The organism is Serratia sp. GW822-FHT06E05, assembly GCF_058799445.1.
The window spans coordinates 563,043-576,822 of record NZ_JBXALM010000001.1; the positions used below are offsets into that span (position 1 = coordinate 563,043).

At 54.6% G+C, this 13,780-nt stretch carries 18 protein-coding genes; 11 read left to right on the forward strand and 7 right to left on the reverse strand.

Annotation, left to right across the window (positions count from 1 at the left end; all coding sequences use genetic code 11):
- Positions 1 to 142: 142 nt before the first annotated feature.
- Together AC1RKC_RS02490 and AC1RKC_RS02495 are read left to right on the forward strand one after the other, a co-directional pair.
- Positions 143 to 520 (forward strand): RidA family protein, encoded by a 378-nt coding sequence (locus AC1RKC_RS02490; RefSeq protein WP_129982937.1) that lies wholly within the window; start codon positions 143 to 145, stop codon positions 518 to 520.
- Between the two features lie 99 nt (positions 521 to 619).
- A complete protein-coding gene (locus AC1RKC_RS02495) occupies positions 620 to 889 on the forward strand; it encodes a hypothetical protein (RefSeq protein ID WP_044550680.1) in 270 nt (89 codons plus the stop codon).
- Here the strand turns inward: AC1RKC_RS02495 and AC1RKC_RS02500 are convergent.
- On the reverse strand, positions 886 to 1,281 hold the full coding sequence (locus tag AC1RKC_RS02500) for a nuclear transport factor 2 family protein (RefSeq protein ID WP_046373681.1): 396 nt from the start codon (positions 1,279 to 1,281) through the stop codon (positions 886 to 888). The two genes, AC1RKC_RS02495 and AC1RKC_RS02500, sit on opposite strands and share 4 nt — an antisense overlap.
- Before the next feature lie 199 nt (positions 1,282 to 1,480).
- Here AC1RKC_RS02500 and AC1RKC_RS02505 point away from each other — a divergent pair, with 199 nt between their 5' ends.
- The 5 genes from AC1RKC_RS02505 (at position 1,481) to gstA (ending at position 4,500) form a co-directional block, all read left to right on the forward strand.
- Positions 1,481 to 2,182 (forward strand): HD domain-containing protein, encoded by a 702-nt coding sequence (locus AC1RKC_RS02505; RefSeq protein WP_261107579.1) that lies wholly within the window; start codon positions 1,481 to 1,483, stop codon positions 2,180 to 2,182.
- Positions 2,183 to 2,285: 103 nt separating this feature from the next.
- The gene (locus tag AC1RKC_RS02510; RefSeq protein WP_020826699.1) at positions 2,286 to 2,552 is read left to right on the forward strand and encodes a YjbD family protein; all 267 of its coding nucleotides are present in this window, start codon (positions 2,286 to 2,288) and stop codon (positions 2,550 to 2,552) included.
- 73 nt (positions 2,553 to 2,625) lie between these two features.
- A complete protein-coding gene (locus AC1RKC_RS02515; RefSeq protein WP_020826698.1) occupies positions 2,626 to 2,811 on the forward strand; it encodes a hypothetical protein in 186 nt (61 codons plus the stop codon).
- A gap of 106 nt (positions 2,812 to 2,917) precedes the next feature.
- The gene (dapA, locus tag AC1RKC_RS02520; RefSeq protein ID WP_493092153.1) at positions 2,918 to 3,802 is read left to right on the forward strand and encodes a 4-hydroxy-tetrahydrodipicolinate synthase; all 885 of its coding nucleotides are present in this window, start codon (positions 2,918 to 2,920) and stop codon (positions 3,800 to 3,802) included.
- A gap of 92 nt (positions 3,803 to 3,894) precedes the next feature.
- Positions 3,895 to 4,500, forward strand: a complete 606-nt coding sequence (gstA, locus tag AC1RKC_RS02525; RefSeq protein ID WP_129940478.1) for a glutathione transferase GstA — start codon at positions 3,895 to 3,897, stop codon at positions 4,498 to 4,500.
- A gap of 48 nt (positions 4,501 to 4,548) precedes the next feature.
- Here gstA and pdxY read toward each other — a convergent pair whose 3' ends face one another.
- From pdxY to anmK, 5 genes are all read right to left on the reverse strand, one after another.
- Entirely contained in the window at positions 4,549 to 5,409 is an 861-nt protein-coding gene (pdxY, locus tag AC1RKC_RS02530; RefSeq protein WP_020826695.1) for a pyridoxal kinase PdxY, read from the reverse strand.
- Between the two features lie 65 nt (positions 5,410 to 5,474).
- Positions 5,475 to 6,749, reverse strand: a complete 1,275-nt coding sequence (gene tyrS, locus AC1RKC_RS02535; RefSeq protein ID WP_020826694.1) for a tyrosine--tRNA ligase — start codon at positions 6,747 to 6,749, stop codon at positions 5,475 to 5,477.
- Positions 6,750 to 6,888: 139 nt separating this feature from the next.
- The gene (gene pdxH, locus AC1RKC_RS02540; protein WP_020826693.1) at positions 6,889 to 7,542 is read right to left on the reverse strand and encodes a pyridoxamine 5'-phosphate oxidase; all 654 of its coding nucleotides are present in this window, start codon (positions 7,540 to 7,542) and stop codon (positions 6,889 to 6,891) included.
- Positions 7,543 to 7,629: 87 nt separating this feature from the next.
- Complete coding sequence (locus AC1RKC_RS02545) at positions 7,630 to 7,932, reverse strand: MliC family protein (protein ID WP_020826692.1); 303 nt, start codon at positions 7,930 to 7,932, stop codon at positions 7,630 to 7,632.
- Positions 7,933 to 7,977: 45 nt separating this feature from the next.
- On the reverse strand, positions 7,978 to 9,099 hold the full coding sequence (gene anmK, locus AC1RKC_RS02550) for an anhydro-N-acetylmuramic acid kinase (RefSeq protein ID WP_174574131.1): 1,122 nt from the start codon (positions 9,097 to 9,099) through the stop codon (positions 7,978 to 7,980).
- Positions 9,100 to 9,468: 369 nt separating this feature from the next.
- Here anmK and AC1RKC_RS02555 point away from each other — a divergent pair, with 369 nt between their 5' ends.
- The gene (locus AC1RKC_RS02555; protein ID WP_041415361.1) at positions 9,469 to 9,933 is read left to right on the forward strand and encodes an outer membrane lipoprotein; all 465 of its coding nucleotides are present in this window, start codon (positions 9,469 to 9,471) and stop codon (positions 9,931 to 9,933) included.
- Between the two features lie 85 nt (positions 9,934 to 10,018).
- Here the strand turns inward: AC1RKC_RS02555 and slyA are convergent, their stop codons facing one another.
- Positions 10,019 to 10,453 (reverse strand): transcriptional regulator SlyA, encoded by a 435-nt coding sequence (gene slyA / locus AC1RKC_RS02560; RefSeq protein WP_012144945.1) that lies wholly within the window; start codon positions 10,451 to 10,453, stop codon positions 10,019 to 10,021.
- Between the two features lie 180 nt (positions 10,454 to 10,633).
- On the opposite strand from slyA, the gene AC1RKC_RS02565 reads away from it, so the two are divergent.
- Genes AC1RKC_RS02565 through AC1RKC_RS02575 form a run of 3 tightly spaced genes read left to right on the forward strand, consistent with a single transcriptional unit; the run spans position 10,634 to position 13,774 of the window.
- Entirely contained in the window at positions 10,634 to 10,870 is a 237-nt protein-coding gene (locus AC1RKC_RS02565) for a DUF1656 domain-containing protein (RefSeq protein WP_104410897.1), read from the forward strand.
- 3 nt (positions 10,871 to 10,873) lie between these two features.
- Complete coding sequence (locus AC1RKC_RS02570) at positions 10,874 to 11,731, forward strand: efflux RND transporter periplasmic adaptor subunit (protein WP_041414529.1); 858 nt, start codon at positions 10,874 to 10,876, stop codon at positions 11,729 to 11,731.
- A 9-nt stretch (positions 11,732 to 11,740) separates the two neighbouring features.
- On the forward strand, positions 11,741 to 13,774 hold the full coding sequence (locus tag AC1RKC_RS02575) for an FUSC family protein (RefSeq protein WP_046373689.1): 2,034 nt from the start codon (positions 11,741 to 11,743) through the stop codon (positions 13,772 to 13,774).
- Positions 13,775 to 13,780 lie beyond the last annotated feature (6 nt).

Genomic DNA, 13,780 nt, shown 5'->3' on the forward strand with positions numbered 1-13,780 from the left:
ACCCTGAAACGTCCTTCACAGTTATAAATGAATGGTAGTGATATTATTAAAAATCAATATATCGCAGCGTACTTCCGATGTTCATCGCACTATCCTAACCAAGTTTGTTTACTTTTTTAATTTATCTCTCGGGGTTTTTACCATGACATCATTAAAGCGCATTAATTATCCGCATCTGCCTACGCCGGGGGGGCCCTATGTCCATGCCGTACGCCACGGGGATACGCTGTATGTTTCCGGCCTGACGGCATTTGCCACCGAGGCTCAGGGGCAAACGACCCAGCAACAGACACAGGCGATTCTGGAGCAACTGGCAACCATCGCCGCCACAGAGGGCACGAACCTCAAAGCGCTGATTAAAATAACCGTGTTTCTAACCGATATCGGCGATTTACCGGCCATCCGGCCGGTGCTGTTTGACTATTGCGACGGCGCACTTCCGGCCTGCTCACTGGTCGCGGTCAGCGCCTTGTTCTCGCCACAGGTCAGCGTTGAGATCGAAGCCGTTCTGGCGCTGTGAACGTAAGGTGCCCGTAGGCATCGCGTGCGTTACCCTTTGCCGCCATTGGGACTATTCTGCTAATTTACAGCTAGGAACTTTATTACCGCCGAGACGTTAATGCAGCAAAAGCCGGTTATGCACGAAGCCAGACAGTTAAAGCGCCTCAACGCCGCCACGCGTCGGCAATCCCATATGTATAAGTGGATTGCCTTTATCGCGGCGCTGGACGCCATACTGGTATTTTTTTATGACCGGGATATGCGCAACATTACTTTTTCAGGCGCCGTTGCGCTGGTGTGCGGATATTTGTGGATCCGCGATCGCAACAAAGCGCGCGGTTATCGGCGGGAGTACGATCGCAAATTTGGCAAGCACAGCGGCCTTTAGTCCTGCATTGCTTCCAGCACTTTTGCGCTGTCGACGATTTGCACGAACTTAACGATTTTTCCCGCACGCAGCTGGTAAATATGCGCAAAGGATGCGGTGAAGGACTTTCCGGTGGCCGCGTAGGTGCCATGGTAGAACCCCTGCGCAATCACGGTTTCGCCGGCATCATAGAAGTGGTCGACATCGGCGCGATAGCCCTGCCATTCCGTCCCCAAACGCTGGTGAACATTTTTGAATATCGCCTGCGGGCCGATATAGGTGCCGGCATAAGGAAACCCCGCCGCTTCGGTCCACTCGGCATCTGGCGCCAGCGCTGCCAGCAGATTGCGGCCATTCTCTTCGGCACTACCGCCCTCATAGGTGGCGCGTACAATTTCAAGATTCGTAGGCATGATCTTTCTCCGGTGGCGTCTGCAGGATATTCCGGCCATACCCCGCAGACACAGGTTTACACCAAGCGGAGATGACCGGAATGGCGTCATTGTAAGTTGCTTATTCCGGTATAAAAACCGCGATTGCGGCAATAGTCTGTTGCATTGTAGTAAACAATTAGAACATTGCGCTGTCATCACCGCCGCATCAAAGGGGGTTATGATTGAGGTTTTCCGACCACAAGGAACAAAACACGTGCATTCTTCACCTCTGGCGCAAGCCTTGCTGCAGCCTTTCGCCCCCCATCAGGAACTGGCTCAGGCGTTGTTGCCGCTGACGCTCGATTCCGATGATGGCTCTCATGACGTGGCACATCTGCATCGCGTGTGGAAAAACACCCGCAAAATCAGCCAACAAGAAGGGGGCAACCGTCGCATCCTGTGTGCGGCCGTGCTGTTGCATGACTGTGTGGCAGTGGAAAAAAACTCGCCACAGCGCCATCTGGCCTCGCGCATGGCGGCAGAGAAAGGCGCCCTGATGCTCAAACAGCTGGGCTGGGAGCCGCAGGACATTGCCGAAACCGCCCATGCCATCGAGGCCCACAGCTTCTCCGCAGCCATTACCCCGGAGAGCCTGGAGGCAAAAATCATTCAGGACGCAGACCGTCTGGACGCTATCGGCATGATTGGCGTAGCGCGTTGTTTCTATATTGGTGGACGCATGCGCAGCGCGCTGTACGATGCCGCCGATCCGCTGGCGGAACAGCGCCAATATGACGACAAGCGTTTTTCCCTGGATCACTTCGAAACCAAGTTATTCAAACTGCAGGAAGGTTTCCAAACCGCCACCGGCAAGAAAATGGCGCTGGAACGTACCGAACGCATGCGGCGTTTCCTCAGCGAACTGCTGGAAGAGATGTAACGCGCCAGCGCCCTGCAAACTGGCATTTCCGTTACGGCAGCAGCATCTTCACACCGCTAATTGCTGTACACTGGATGCCAACTTCACTGACCAGGCTGCAAAAATGAAAAAACTGACGCTGAAAGACATGACGGAAAGCGAGCAACGTGAAGTAAAAACCGAGTTGGACAAGGCACGTAAAAGCCTCGGGCGCGCCTTGACCAATGGCGAGAATAACAAGATCAAGGATGAGGTGGTGGCTCGCATCACTGCCGCCCGCGAGAAAATTGAAAAAGCCACCCGGGCCGAACGCAAAGCCAATCGCGTTCAACCCACCGGGGAAACGTTCAGTTGGTCGGCTTCGATCAACGGCGCACGCCGTCCCCGCTAATCAATTTCGCCCCGCCAAGGCGGGGTTTTCCTTTTCCCGGCTTATTAGCCAAACTCATCAGCGCGGTTTCATCATGAATAACCGTGTTATCAACCTGTTGCAAATTGACAGCATCATGCAGAATATTCATTATCATCGCATTACCCCTTTTCAAGAGACCGCCATGACTCACCTCAACCACAATGACGCTGCGCAAATATCGGCATTGCCGCTTGAAGGTTTGGTGGCAGTTTACTCGAAGAAACAGACGCTCATTTGATCGGGGCGCGCTGTCCCGTCAGATGAGCTGACTGGGCGGTGTACGACTCGTTTCCCCTCTTGTTATCTCATCTGGCTTCTTATTGTTCGCATTGAAGGAAATTACTATGGCCTCATTTTCCGGTATCTGGGTTGCGCTGGTGACCCCATTTAATCACAACGCCGTTGACCTGCCCGCCACCCAACGGCTGGCCCAACACCTGATCGCCTCTGGCGTCGATGGGTTGGTGGTTTGCGGTACCACCGGTGAGGCTGCCGCGTTAAGCAAGGAAGAACAGCTGGCGGTGCTCGATGCCGTGCTGGCCGTGACGCCAGCCCATCAGGTGGTGATGGGGCTGGCCGGCAATAACCTGGTCGACACATTGCAAATGCAACAGGCGATCCAGCTGCGCGACGTCGCCGGCGTGCTGATCCCCGCGCCCTACTACATTCGCCCGTCGCAATGCGGTCTGGTGGACTATTTCACCCAGTTGGCCGACGCCTCAAGCGTGCCGGTGATCCTGTACAACATTCCGCAACGCACCGGCGTGGTGATGGAGCTGACAACCCTGCGCCAGATTGCACGCCATCCGCAGGTGAAAGCCATCAAGGACTGCGGCGGTAATCCGGACACCACCATGGCGCTGATTAACGACGGTGAAATCGACGTACTGACCGGGGAAGATAACCTGATCCTGACGACGCTGTGCCTGGGCGGCACCGGGGCGATTTCTGCTTCCGCGCATATTCAGCCGCAGCGTTTTGTGCAATTGGTGCAGCAGGTCGCCGACGGCGATTTGGTTGCCGCCCGCTCTAACTTCTATGGCCTGCTGCCGATGATCCAGCAAATGTTCAGCTTCCCGAACCCAGCCCCGGTCAAAGCTGCATTGGCGCAGCAGGGTCTGATCCGTAACGAGCTGCGTTCGCCCATGCAAATCGCGCCGCAGGCATTGCAACAGCAAATTGCCGTCACCCTGGCGCAGTTGCAGCCCGAAGCCGCGTTGATAAGTTAAATTTGTCGTTTAACCCGCTGTAATTTTGGCGTTATAGAGCTAGGATCAGAAGTTAAGCATGCCTGTCACTCATCATTATCAAGGAGCTTTCGATGAAACTGTTCTATAAAGCCGGTGCCTGTTCTCTGTCTCCACACATTGTACTGCGTGAGGCGGGCCTGGATTTCACGGCGGAAAAGGTCGATCTGGCGCTGAAGAAAACGGAAAGCGGTGCCGACTATCTGACCATCAACCCGAAAGGACAAGTGCCTGCGCTGCTGTTGGATGACGGCAGTCTGCTGACCGAAGGCGTCGCGATTGTGCAATACCTGGCCGATCGCGTGCCGGATCGCGGTCTGATCCCCGCAGCGGGCACGCTGTCGCGCTACCATGCAATTGAGTGGCTTAACTATATTGCTACCGAACTGCACAAGGGTTTCAGCCCGCTGTTTAACCCGAAAACGCCTGAAGAATACAAAGCCTTCACGCGGGAAAAACTGGAGAAGCAGTTCAGCTATCTGGATTCAGTGCTGGCGAAGCAACATTTCTTGCTGGGGAACCGGTTTAGTGTGGCAGATGCCTATTTGTTTACCGTTCTGCGCTGGGCTATCGCCATGCAGTTTGATCTCAAAAAGCACGCCAACCTATCGGCCTATTTTGATCGCGTGGCCGCACGGCCGGCAGTAGATGCCACCTTGAACGCGGAAGGATTGAAATAATTTCCTGGCCCCGGCGCGATAATCCGCCGGGGCACAGCGTCAGCTTAATTACAGCTTTACCGCTTTAAAATCACAGTCTGGCTGCACGATACGATCCTGAGCCGCCACCACCTGTAGTTCGTACTGTCCCATTGCCTGAGTTGTCAGCATCACTTCATAAACCGCCGCCGTCACGTGCTCCAGCGCCTTATCAAGCGCCTTACCCTTAAGCAGATTAACCAGCAACAGGCCGCTGGTCAGATCGCCCACGCCTACCGGTTGGCGGCTGCCAAAATCCACCAGCGGACGACTGATGTGCCAGGCTTCATCCGCCGTAACCAACAGCATTTCGAAACAGTCCGGATGGTAACCGGCACGGCTCAGGTGCTTGACCAGCACCACTTTCGGCCCCTTGGCAATTAGCTCACGCGCAGCGCTTACCGCTTGATCAACATTCGCGACGGTGCGCTGGCTCAACAACTCCAGCTCCAGCAGGTTTGGCGCAATCATGTCGCTGCACGGCAATGCCTGCTGACAATGAAACTCCGCCACACCCGGTGCCACGATGCAGCCTTTTTCAGGGTGACCCATGACCGGATCGCAAAAATACCAGGCGTGCGGATTGGCCTGTTTGACCTGACGCACGATCTCAAGAATATGGCTACCCTGCTCCGGCGAACCGATATAACCGCTCAGCACGGCATCGCAATGCTTGAGTTGATCGATATCCGCAATACCCTGGGCAATTTCCGTCAGGTGGCTGGCCGGCATCACGCAACCGGTCCACTTGCCGTACTGGGTGTGATTGGAGAACTGGACGGTGTTCAACGACCAGACGTTAACGCCCATGCGGCGCATCGGAAATTCTGCCGCACTGTTGCCCGCGTGGCCAAACACCACATGAGACTGAATAGAAAGAATGTTTTTCATCAAAAATTTGCTCTGATGCCTTAAAAATAAAGGGGCCGCTGAGGGCCCCTTTGCTGCAATTTCGTTTACTGCCAATCTACCAGGCAGTAATGTTTTTTGCCGCGACGCAGCAGCGTATAACGACCGAACAGGCGATCGGCGTCGCTGAAGGTGTATTCGGCGTTAGACTGCTTCTCGCCGTTGATGGTCACTGCATTGGAGCCAATCATGGTGCGAGCCTGGCCGCGTGAAGGTACCAGCTCGGCATTCACCAGCGCCTGTTGCAGATCGGCGTCGCCATCGAGCTTGATGGTCGGCATACCGTCCTGCGCCAACTGAGCGAAGTCAGCTTCAGTCATGTCGTGCAGTGCACCGGAGAACAGGCTCTGGGTGATACGTTTGGCCGCAGCCAAACCTTCCGCACCATGCACCATGCCGGTCACTTCTTCTGCCAACACATACTGGGCACGCGGTGCCTTGCCGCTGTTCTTGTCTTCTTCTTCCAGCGCGTTGATTTCGGCCAGATCCATAAAGGTGAAGAATTTCAGGAAGCGGTACACGTCGGCGTCGGCGGTGTTGATCCAGAATTGGTAGAACTTGTACGGGCTGGTTTTTTCAGGTGCCAACCAGACTGCGCCACCTTCGGTTTTGCCGAATTTGGTGCCGTCGGCTTTGGTGATCAAAGGCACGGTCAGGCCGAACACCTGCTGCTGATGCATGCGGCGGGTCAGATCGATACCTGAGGTGATGTTGCCCCACTGGTCGGAGCCGCCGATCTGCAGCTCAACCTGATGACGGTTGTAGAGCTCGGCGAAGTCGAAGCCCTGCAGCAGATTGTAGGAGAACTCGGTGAACGAGATACCGGAATCGTCACGGTTCAAACGCTGCTTCACCGCTTCCTTGTTGATCATCTGGTTGACGGAGAAGTGTTTGCCGATATCACGCAGGAAGGTCAGCACGTTCATGCCGCCGAACCAGTCGTAGTTGTTGGCTGCTACCGCGCTGTTGTTGCCACAGTCGAAATCCAGGAACGGAGAAACCTGTTTGCGGATTTTTTCTACCCACTCGTTCACTGTATCGGTGGTGTTCAGCTTACGTTCAGCCGCTTTGAAGCTCGGATCGCCGATAAGCCCCGTGGCGCCCCCCACCAGCGCGACCGGTTTGTGGCCGGCAAGCTGGAAACGCTTCAGGCACAACAGAGGAACCAGATGGCCCAAATGCAAGCTGTCAGCGGTCGGATCGAAACCGCAATACAGTGCAATTGGCCCTTGCGCCAGTCGCTCTGCTAACGCTTCCTCATCCGTAACCTGGGCAACGAGGCCCCGCTCTTGCAGTTGTTTAATCAAGTTGCTGCTTGCCATCAATGACTCCATGTATAAACGAATGCACCTTTGTCGGTACACGACCTTTCGCCCACTGGCGAAATATAAAATTCAGAATACCGCATAGAATAAAGCGCCGGCGACATCAGTGCCAGCGCTTAAGGGGGATTTTCGGTCTTCAGGGCGCCAGTCGGTCAATTTTCCAGTCATTCCCGTCCCGTTGGTAGAGGAAACGGTCGTGCAGGCGGTTGGCACCGCCCTGCCAGAACTCGACGGAGTCGAACTTGACCCGGAATCCGCCCCAGAAACTCGGCAGCGGGACTTCGCCCTGTTGGAATTTTTGCTTAAGCTCGAGGAATTTGCTTTCCAGCACCCCACGCGCGGAAATGCGCGATGACTGCTGCGACACCCAAGCGCCGATCTGGCTGTCTTTCGGGCGACTGGCGAAGTATTTCATTACTTCTAAAGTGGAAAGCCGCTCCGCCTTACCGAGGAAAATCACCTGGCGGTCAAGCATGTGCCACGGGAACAGCAGACTGATATGCGGGTTATTCGCCAATTGCTGTGCTTTGCGGCTGCCCAGGTTGGTGTAGAACACCAACCCTTTTTCATCCACATGCTTAAGCAAAACAATACGCTGATAGGGTTGACCATTTTCATCCACGGTTGCCACACACATGGCAGTCGGATCGGCCAAACGAGCGTCGCAGGCCTGTTTAAGCCACTTTTCGAACAGCTCCAGCGGATTGGCGGTCAGATCGTTGCGACGCAGGCCACCCCGGGTGTATTCACGGCGCAGGTCCGCAACATCAAATTCATTATTTTCAATCATTGGGTTATCAACCAACTGAAAAATCGTGATTCTATTCTGCGCCAGCGGCGTCAGGATCTCAATCGATCTGACGCCGCCACCGCCGGATCAATTCGCCAGCGTGCAGTCGCTCATGATCACTTTGCCATTACGCTCAAGGTAGGCGTTTTGGCCCTTGGACCAGAAGGTGTATTTACCGTCGCTGTATTTTGCCCCGGTCATGGCCAGCACCTGCTTCAGCGTCAGTTGCTCGCCATCCATCAACATGCTGACGGTGCTCTCCTTGCCGTCCAGCGCCACCGTCAGTGGCGTGGTGCCACACTGATAATGCAGGGTCTGGCTGCTTTGCGGCAGAACGTAGCTGCAACCGGCCAACGCCAGTACACCGGCGGCAATAATGATTTTTTTCATGCTGTTGCTCCTTAGGAAAATCTGTCGATTTCTATCCTAACAGAGCTAACGGCCCCCTAAAGGCAAAACCGGATAAATCCCACCCAGCAGGGTTTCACGGCTGGCACCGGTGACCGAAGGCAGATTGCCGGGCTGGCCAGACAAGGTACGAAACGCCAGCCAGGCGAAGGCCAGCGCTTCCATATCATCGCCGCTGATGCCGAAATCGTCAGTCAGGCACACTTCGGTGCCGGGCAGTAGCGCCGACATCCGCGCCATCAGCAATGGGTTACGCGCCCCACCACCGCAGACCAACAGGCGTTCGCACCCGCCAGCCAACTGGACCTGCTCGCAGATAGTGATCGCCGTCAGTTCCGCCAACGTAGTTTGTACGTCAACCGGCTTGACCGCCGGCAGTCCCATAAGCTGACGTTCCAGCCAGGCCGCATTGAAATACTCACGGCCGGTACTTTTCGGTGCCGGCAGCGCAAAGTAAGGATCGGCCAGCATCTGCTGCAACAGAGGCAAACACACACGCCCTTCCATCGCCCAGGCGCCGTCTTTATCGTAAGGCTGCGAGCGATGGCGCCATACCCAAGCGTCCATCAGCATATTGCCCGGCCCGGTATCGAAACCGCGCACCGGCGCCCCCGGCAACAACATCGAAAGATTGGCAATGCCGCCGATGTTCAGCACCATGCGGCGTTCGACCGGATGCGCCAACAGTGCCTGATGGAAGGCCGGCACAAGTGGCGCGCCCTGGCCCCCATAGGCCATATCGCGCCGCCGGAAATCCCCCACGGTAGTGATGTTCGTCAGCGCTGCAATGCGATTGTTATCGCCCAATTGCATAGAAAAACGGGCGTCGCCTTCTGGCTCGTGCCATACCGTCTGACCATGGCAACCGATGGCGGTGATGTCCTGAGCCGACACGCCGGTTTGCTTTAGCAGGCCAAGCACCGCCTCACCAAACAAGGTGCCGAGCTGCGCATCCAGTCGCCCCACTGCAGCAAGCGTGGTCTGTTGCCCCTGGCACATACCGAGAATATCCTGCTTGAGCTGAATCGGCATCGGATGGCTGTAACTGGCCTGCTGCGCCACCATTCGTCCGTCGATCGCAGCAAGCACCACGTCGACGCCATCCAGACTGGTGCCGGACATAACACCTATATAGCGGCCTGACTTCATAGCAACATCCTTTACCCTGTGCGGGGAAACAAAATTTTGACCTGATAAATAAACCAGAATTAAAACATTAACGCCATGAATTCTGTTGTCTTTTTTCACCTCTGTGAGCAACGCGCCTGTTTTTCTGCTCACTTCCCCGGTTGATAACCAGCGCTAAACGATGGCTCAACGCGCAACGGAATTTCCTGCGGCGCTGTTATAAAGCTAAACCACCGTTTATTATTGGTTGAACAGCGCAACGTTAAGCTGCATGCAGTAGCGGGTCATGGTGATGTGCGTGCGTTTGAGCCATACTTTGTCTATCATTTTCATTGAATCTGGCCTGGAAAGGTTCCCCAGGTTATGGACTACTACCAACAGGAGTTTTATATGATCAAGCGTCTTCTCGTCGTTGCTATCGCCGCAGTTACGCTGGCAGGGTGCGCCAATGAATCCATGTCCGGCGACGTTTATTCCGCTTCGCAGGCCAAACAGGTTCAAACCGTGACTTATGGCACGCTGGTTTCGGTGCGCCCAGTCAAGATCCAGGGTGGTGAAACGTCGAATACCATTGGCGCAATCGGTGGTGCCGTATTGGGTGGCTTCCTCGGTAACACCGTCGGTGGCGGTACCGGTCGCAGCCTGGCAACCGCAGCCGGCGCAGTCGCCGGTGGCGTAGCGGGTAACAGCATCGGCGAAGCCGCAGGCCGTACCTCAGGCTACGAGCTGGAAATCAAAACTGACCAGAAAGAGAACATCGTGGTGGTTCAGAAGGCGGGCGCGACCAAGTTCAGCCCAGGCCAGCGTGTTCGTATGGCTCGTACTGGCGACACCATTACCGTATCTCCGCTGTAAGCGATACAGATGGGTAAAACCGGAGGCTTTAGGCCTCCGGTTTCATTTCCGATGCTGTGAAATCTAATCGAATAAAAAGAAATTCTTATTGTTTATTTTGTAGTTCAGTGATGTTTTGCTCAAGCTTGCCAATTAAACCAACCAACAGTTGTACTTCATCAGTAGTAATGCCGCTCAGAATCTCGCCCCGCGTAGAGCTGATGACGCTGTCCACTTCCCGGATGATGGGATCGGCCGCTTCAGTCAGTTTGATACGCTTTGCACGCCGATCGTTGGCGCAGGTGTGGCGAGTAATCAACCCCTTCTCTTCCAGTTGGTCCAGAGTACGAACCAATGACGGTTGCTCAATGCCGATCGCTTTAGCCAGCTGGATCTGTGACTGCTCCGGCGGCAAACGATTGATACTGTGCAAAGTAACCCAATGCGTTTGCGTGAGCGCCAGCGGCTTGAGCCGATGATCGATGAGCGCGCGCCATACACGAACTAATCGTGCTAAATCTGAACCTAATGTTGACTCCACTTACCCCTCCTTATAATTAGCATGCTAACATACCCTCCCAGAGCTTAGACTATTTTGAGTAACTCACATTAAAAACACAAATGTATATAATGTATATTGTGGAAATAGCCACCATTTTGATCAGTTATTGTTTATTCTCTATGCAACCGCTCAACATATTCACTCACTGGGATTGTTAATGTGAATACTTCATGGCTTCATGCCTCGTCCCCGCTACCCGATTTGGTGCTGGGCGCCTCGCTTTATTTTCCGCCCCTATTTAAGGCTGTTTTGCTAGGCCTGATTTTATGGCTACTGGTACACCACCTGTTGCGAGACTGGATTTATTCCGGCGAAATTTGGCACCCTATGCTGATGGATTTGTCTATTTTCGTCATCGCCGTCAGCGGCTCCCTGTGGCTTTTAGCGAGTTGGTAACTCATGACGTATAAAACATTAAAATATTTTTCTACGGTAATCGTCTGTGCCATTGCCATCTGTGCCGGTTGGTGGTTATGGAATTACTATATGCAATCCCCCTGGACCCGCGATGGAAAGGTGCGCGCCGAACTCGTCAATATCACACCAGAAGTTTCTGGAAGATTAGAGAAAATAACCGTTCATGACAATCAGTTCATACCTGCGGGAAGTCTGATTTTTACGATCGACCCCGTGCCTTACCAGATTGCGCTGGACAATGCTGAGGCCGCGCTGGCAAAAGCGCAGTCTGATTTGGCTAAGGCCGATCATGAGGCGGCTCGCCGCCGCGGCCTGCCGAAAAATGTTATTTCAGCGGAAGATATGGATGAGTCAAATTTAGCGGCGCAGGCAATGAAAGCCGCGTATAAAGCCGCACAGGCTAATCTGGAACAGGCAAAATGGAATTTAAGTAAAACTAAAATTTATGCCCCTACCGATGGCTATATCACCAATTTACAAACCCGCGTGGGTAACTACGCCAGCGCCGGTTCTCCTCTGGTTGCGCTGGTCGACATGCACTCGTTTTATGTGCTCGGTTATTTTGAAGAAACCAAGTTAAAACATATAAAAGAGGGCAATAAAGCCGACATCGTTTTATATAATGGCAACATTCCGCTCCAGGGGCAGGTGGAGAGTATTGGCCGCGCCATTTACGATCAAAGCGTCGAAAGCAGCGCAGATTTATTAATGGATGTTAAACCCAATGTACCTTGGGTGCGCTTGGCTCAGCGTGTGCCAGTCCGGATAAAATTGCTGAATGTCCCGACTGATTTGCCCCTGGTAGCCGGCACCACCTGCACCATCTCGATTCATCAGTAAGGCTAACGTGTGAACCTGCCTTTTTTGGAATGGAACCGTACCCCTTGGGGAAAAGCCACCGGCGGACAATGGCGTTATGCACTGCGCAATTCACTGGCGATGTGCCTGTCACTGTGGGTCGCTTTTGTTCTCAATCTTGACGAACCTTACTGGGCGCTGACATCGGCAGCGGTAGTCAGCTTCCCTACCGTCGGCGGCGTAATCAGTAAAAGCATCGGCCGGGTTTTCGGCAGCCTGGTCGGCGCTGCCGCATCCGTGGCCATCGCCGGGCACTGCCTGAATGACCCCTGGCTGTTCACGCTGTTTATCGCCGCCTGGATCGGCCTGTGCACTTACATTTCAAACCACTATCAGAACAACGTTTCCTACGCCTTCGCGCTGGCGGGCTACACCGCCGCCATCATCGCCTTCAGCACCGTCAACGTGACGGACACTCAGCAGATCTTTGATATTGCCCAAGCGCGCGTTTGTGAGGTCATCACCGGTATTCTGTGCGGCGGTCTGATGATGATGATCCTGCCCAGCACCTCTGACGGCGAAGCCTTGTTAACCTCGTTGCGGCGCATGCATCTGCGATTATTGGAACATGCCGCGATGCTGTGGCAGCCGGAAATCACCGTGCAGATGCGTACCTCGCACGAAGGGGTTATCGGCCAAATCCTGACCATGAACTTGCTGCGTATTCAGGCTTTCTGGAGCCACTACCGGCTACGCCGACAGAATAATCTGCTCAACTATATGCTGCACCAGCAGTTACGTATTACCAGCGTGATCTCCAGCCTGCGCCGCATGCTGCTGAACTGGCCGGATCGCCCGGACAACCTGGCCAGCGTGCTGGAGCAACTGCTGACCGAGCTGCGTACCCCCGAGACTGACAAGTACCGTTTGGCGCGCATACTGCAACAGATTGCGCCGCAAGATCCCGCCGACTATCGTCATCGCGCCTTCTGGCTGCGTCTGCGCCATTTCTGCTGGCTGTATCTGGGCGCCAGCCGCTGGTTGCATCGTCTGGAGAGCGCCACGCCGGTCAGCGATATTCAGCCACCGCGCGTCACCTCTTTGGCCCGTCACACCGACAGCTACGAAGCGGCATATAACGGCCTGCGCACCTTTTTGTGCATTGTCATCGGTTGCGCTTACTGGATTAACACCCAATGGGACGCAGGCAGCTCGGCCCTGACGCTGATTGCCATCAGCTGCGTGCTCTACTCTTCCACGCCGTCCCCCATCAACAGCATCACCACCCTGCTAAAGGCGGTGCTGCTGCTGTCGATTGCCTGCTTTGTGGTGAAATTTGGCCTGATGATTCAGATTGATGATTTTTGGCTGTTCTGTGCCTTTCTGTTCCCGGTGCTGGTAACGATGCAGATGATCAAGCTGCAGCACCCCTCCTACGCCGCACTCTGGGGCCAACTGATCGTATTCATGGGTTCTTTTCTTTCCGTCACCAATCCACCAAGCTACGACTATCAGTCGTTTATCAATGACAGCATCGGGAAGATTGCCGGGGTATTGCTGGCCGGTTTAGCCTTCCAAATATTGCGACCCAGCTCGGACAAACGCAAAAGTCGGCGCATTATCCGCGCCCTGCGGCGGGACTTTATCGATCAGTTAAGCAAAAAACCGCAGCAAAGCGAAAGCCAGTTTGAATCGCGAATCTATCATCGCATCAGCCAACTGAATCAAAGTCAGGATCAAGAAGCGCGCAGCTGGTTATTGCGCTGGGGCGTGGTGCTGCTCAACTGCAGCCATATCGTCTGGCAACTGCGTGACTGGCAAACCCGTTCCGATCCGCTCTCGGCGGTTCGCGACGTCTGTATTCATTGCCTGCGGGGAATCATGACGGAGAAAGGCGTGCAGCACAGTTCGCTGGACGCCAGCTTGCAAGAACTGCAGCGCATGAGTACTGCGCTGGCGCACCACCCTGAACAGGCGGCGCGCGATCTGGCAGGCTTAATTTGGCGGCTTTATTGTTCGTTGCAGCAGCTACAACAGGCGATTGTCCCTGTTGATAGCGCAGCGACGACATCCACCGCCCGCTAACCGTTG